The sequence below is a fragment of the Candidatus Symbiopectobacterium sp. genome, assembly GCF_020054415.1.
Classification (GTDB): Bacteria; Pseudomonadota; Gammaproteobacteria; order Enterobacterales; family Enterobacteriaceae; genus Symbiopectobacterium.
Window position 1 is genome coordinate 1 of sequence record NZ_JAHWCO010000267.1, and the last position, 3,906, is coordinate 3,906.

Below are 3,906 nucleotides of genomic sequence, written 5' to 3' on the forward strand. Positions count from 1 at the left end.
AACACGGTTATGGCAAAAATGGCCACCAGCGTTACCATTGTCAGTCATGCAAACACGGATGGCTACAGGGCTTACAACGACGAACTTCCAAAAGTAAAACACATTGTTAGCAAGCTGTATACACAGCGTATTGAGTGTGCATATCTGACACTGCGTAACCGATTGCAACTGCTCAATCGCAAGACGCTCGGATATTCAAAATCATCCGAAATGCACGATAGGATATCGGTACTTACATCGAACGCGAGTACTACGTTTGATGCTACATCAACTCATTGAATACACAACCGTATTTTATGGTGGTCTCAACCATCCAGACAGACCGCACCATCGAACGGGACGGCGTAACCTATCCCTATGTCACGATTGATGTATCGTCAGCATCACATCCTTATTACACCGGGAAACAAAAAGAGTATGCCAAAGAAGGCAGCACGGCACGCTTTAACAAGCGTTTTGGCCATTTTTTAAAATAGTGTCAGCGCCAGTGATATAAGACGGTAATTCACCATTTGGATTCTCAGCTCCACCCAACATGTTGTTTTGAGGTTCTCACACCAGAAAGGACATCAGCATGCTGAGTGCATATTCGCATCGTGATCGATCAGTGATTCGCATGACAATCTATCACGACTTCGCATGAAATGTACTAGCTCAGACTTGATCTGACAGTTACCGATTATTTATACAGGTGTCTGTCAGATCAGGTCTGAGCTACTACATATAAACCACTGGATTGTGGCATTCTGCTTCGTGTTTGCCGCGATAAGCGGGTTAGGGTTTTTGTTCCCTTCGCTGAACTGGTTGCTGCATATTCTCGGTACGCCACAACTGGCGCGTATACTGCATCCGTTTGTTGGCGTGGTGATGTTTGTGGCCTTGTTGCTGATGTTCCTGCGCTACTGGAAACACAACCTGATCCAGCGCGATTACATTAAATGGGCCAAAAACATCCATAAAATTGCCAGAAATCAGGAAGTCGGTGACACAGGTCGGTATAATTTCGGGCAAAAGTGCGTGTTCTGGTTGGCCATCATTTGCCTGGTGCTGTTGCTGGCGAGTGGGATAGTGATGTGGCGTCCCTACTTTGCCCCGGCGTTTCCTATCCAGGTGATTCGTTTGGCCCTGCTGGTACACTCGCTGGTGGCCGTTGGTCTGATCCTGGTCATCATGGTGCATGTGTATGCGGCACTATGGGTGAAAGGAACAATTACTGCTATGGTAGAAGGCTAGGTACCTGCGGCGTGGGCGAAAAAACATCATCCATGTTGGTATCGAGAGATTCAACGAAAACAACAAGAAAAACAAACGTAAACAACAGGATAAATCACCAGGATGAGTATTCGCATTGTCCCTCAGGATCAGTTGGAAAATAATGAAAAATCATCAACGGTGGGCGTGATACCGCCGTTGTTGTTCGCTAATTTAAAGAGCCTGTACAGCAGCCGTGCAGAGCGTCTGCGACAATTGGCAGCTGACCATGCGCTCAGCGATTACCTGAATTTTGCTGCAGTCATGGTTGAGGCACAGCAGAAGGTGCTACACGATCATCCGTTGCGTGTCGATTTGACCGATGTGTTGGCACAGGCGCAGCAGAACAATCGCCCGCCGCTGGATGCCAGCGCGTTTCCGCGTGATGCACACTGGCATACGCTACTGCATGCGTTGATCGAAGATTTAATGCCTGCCGCCAACGGTCAGGTGCTGACTACGCTGGAAAATCTGAAGAAAATGCCGGTGCAGGAGTGGGAAACATTGGCCGACAGCCTGCTGGCACATCAGTTTAACGGTGAAGATAACGATAAGGCCCCGTTCATCTGGGCAGCCCTCTCTCTTTATTGGGCGCAGATGGCGACGCAACTGCCGGGTAAAGCGAAATCCGAAGTGGGGGAGCATCGTCAGTTCTGCCCGGTGTGTGGCGGTATTCCTGTTTCTGGTGTAGTGCAACTTGGAACCACCAGCGGCCTGCGTTACCTGCACTGCAACCTGTGCGAAAGTGAATGGCACATGGTGCGCGTGAAATGCAGTAACTGCGAGGCAACCGGCAACCTCAATTATTGGTCGTTAGACAGTGAAGAGTCAGCCATCAAGGCAGAGGGCTGCGGTGATTGCGGCACCTATATAAAGCTGCTTTATCAGGAGAAAGATCACCGTGTCGAAGCGGTAGCGGACGATCTTGCCTCACTGGTGCTGGATATAAAAATGGAAGAAGAGGGATTCTCTCGCAGCAGCATCAACCCCTTCCTGTTTCCTGAATACACTACGGCGGATTGATGTCGTAGCGCACCGTTACTCATCACGGTGTGGGTGCTACCCCTAAATCATTCGAGTTGCAGGAAGGCAGCAAATAAGGAACAAATTTGAACAGCGCCTGCGCTGGTCCGTAGGGTGAACCTCAGGGATAAGGTTCATTCATCCCGATGAGCTTACTCAAGTAAGTGATTCGGGTGAGCGAGTATGGCCAACGCGCCTGTAACTTGAAGTATGACGTGTATAAAGGCGCACCAGTGTGACAAGGCGCGCAGGAAGTCCCCTGCAAGCACCAATGCCGTCACGACCACCGAGGTGGAACAAAACGCGATAGCATAGCGAACCACCGTGGCGCCTGATACCGGGCGCTAATACGTAAAGCGTAAGCGCCAAATGCTCATCGCCACCATCACCACGGCGAGTGCCACCAGCAGCATGCTGCACAATAGGGCTAACCCTGAGTCGCGATCGAGACTAAAACGAAAACAGAGCAGACTGACGATCAGTGCCAATAGAACAGACCGTGACCAGGCCATGCCAGTTCGTTAGGGTTGTAGCCCCGGATCGGGAGCAACAGGCATACGGTTAACCAACGATAACCACCACGGCCAGCGCCAAGGCTATGGTGGTAATAAATAGCGTCACCAGCAGCAGTAGCGGGCTGTATGGCATGTCTTGTTCTTGGAGCATGGCATTTTCGCTGCGCGCCCAGCGAAAATAGGCCAACACACCGAGCACTGCGGCACTCAGCACCAGTAACAGCGCCAGACTTTATCGAACCATTGGGGTTGCCAGATTAACGGTGAACTGATCGATGGCAATAGCACCTGCCAAAAAGGCCAGAGCGGTTCGAATCTAGGCAAGAAAAGTACGCTCGTTGGCCAGAGAAAAACGGTAATCTGGGGTTTTTCCTCTCTGCCACCAGGGCTTTTTCTCTGATGGTGATGGCGGTGTGGTCATCATTCTTCTTCACGATTTGATAGGTGCTAACGCAGCCAGACTGAACGGTATAAGGCAGCACCGGTCCATGGGTTGCGGCCATTTTACCTGTCGTTGTCGCATCTGTCAGGTTTGTAATGGATTTATTGCGGGACGATAGAGCGAGAAGACCAAATGGCTACCGCAGTCGTTAGAATGAGGGTCAATTGTCTTGTCGGCCACCCGTAGTCAGATAGCGGATTAGCGTATTGATTTTTTCACTGCTCAACGTAGAGGTGGGAGGGGTTGGCTGTAAGATCTCCTGATCCTGATTAAATAAAGCCAGCCGAGTAGGTTCTTGAGCGTTGTAGGCAAGGAGCAGTTTTTGTGGAGCCTGTTTAAGATTTTGTGTAAATTCCTTTCCTCAGAAGTGACCGTCAAGGCGGTCACAGAACTCGATAATAAAGCGACTCATTGCCATACGCCAGTCCTGTAAGGGCATCGTACATTTCTGTGATGCCGCCTGGATTGCCAGCCATACGACCTTCTTCACCGAGTCATTAGTCGGGAACACCTTGCGTTTCTTGATTGCATGCAGGATCACGCTGTTCAGTGATTCTATAGCGTTCGTCGTGTAGATTACCTTGCGAAGTTCCTGCGGGTACGAGAAGAATGTCGACAGGTTGGCCCAGTTTGACTGCCAGCTCCGGCTTATCTGCGGATAGCGGTGATCCCATG

General features: G+C 50.3%; 4 protein-coding genes and 3 pseudogenes. 4 read left to right on the plus strand and 3 right to left on the minus strand.

All coding sequences use genetic code 11. The annotated features are described in order from the left end of the window. The 4 genes and pseudogenes from QZ506_RS07685 to fdhE all read left to right on the plus strand — a co-directional run. A pseudogene (locus QZ506_RS07685) lies at window positions 1–260 on the plus strand (IS1 family transposase); the annotation flags it as partial. A gap of 36 nt (window positions 261–296) precedes the next feature. After that, complete coding sequence (gene rpmE / locus QZ506_RS07690) at window positions 297–476, plus strand: 50S ribosomal protein L31 (RefSeq protein WP_291970194.1); 180 nt, start codon at window positions 297–299, stop codon at window positions 474–476. Window positions 477–678: 202 nt separating this feature from the next. Next, window positions 679–1,230: pseudogene (locus QZ506_RS07695) on the plus strand (formate dehydrogenase subunit gamma); the annotation flags it as partial. Window positions 1,231–1,335: 105 nt separating this feature from the next. Then, complete coding sequence (gene fdhE, locus QZ506_RS07700; protein ID WP_291970188.1) at window positions 1,336–2,274, plus strand: formate dehydrogenase accessory protein FdhE; 939 nt, start codon at window positions 1,336–1,338, stop codon at window positions 2,272–2,274. Between the two features lie 344 nt (window positions 2,275–2,618). Here the strand turns inward: fdhE and QZ506_RS07705 are convergent, their stop codons facing one another. The 3 genes and pseudogenes from QZ506_RS07705 to QZ506_RS07715 all read right to left on the minus strand — a co-directional run. Further along, window positions 2,619–2,786 carry a DUF202 domain-containing protein gene (locus QZ506_RS07705; protein ID WP_291970190.1) on the minus strand — a complete coding sequence of 56 codons (168 nt, stop codon included), beginning with the start codon at window positions 2,784–2,786 and terminating at the stop codon, window positions 2,619–2,621. Between the two features lie 49 nt (window positions 2,787–2,835). Continuing rightward, window positions 2,836–3,210: pseudogene (locus QZ506_RS07710) on the minus strand (YidH family protein). Window positions 3,211–3,592: 382 nt separating this feature from the next. Continuing rightward, window positions 3,593–3,906: transposase (locus tag QZ506_RS07715; RefSeq protein WP_291970192.1), on the minus strand; the 314-nt coding region annotated here is incomplete at its 5' end.

Excerpts from the sequence above, each read along its gene's own strand:
- fdhE (WP_291970188.1), top strand. The coding sequence starts at position 1,336 with ATGAGTATTCGCATTGTCCCTCAGGATCAGTTGGAAAATAATGAAAAA.
- QZ506_RS07705 (WP_291970190.1), bottom strand. The coding sequence starts at position 2,786 with ATGGCCTGGTCACGGTCTGTTCTATTGGCACTGATCGTCAGTCTGCTC.
- rpmE (WP_291970194.1), top strand. The coding sequence starts at position 297 with ATGGTGGTCTCAACCATCCAGACAGACCGCACCATCGAACGGGACGGC.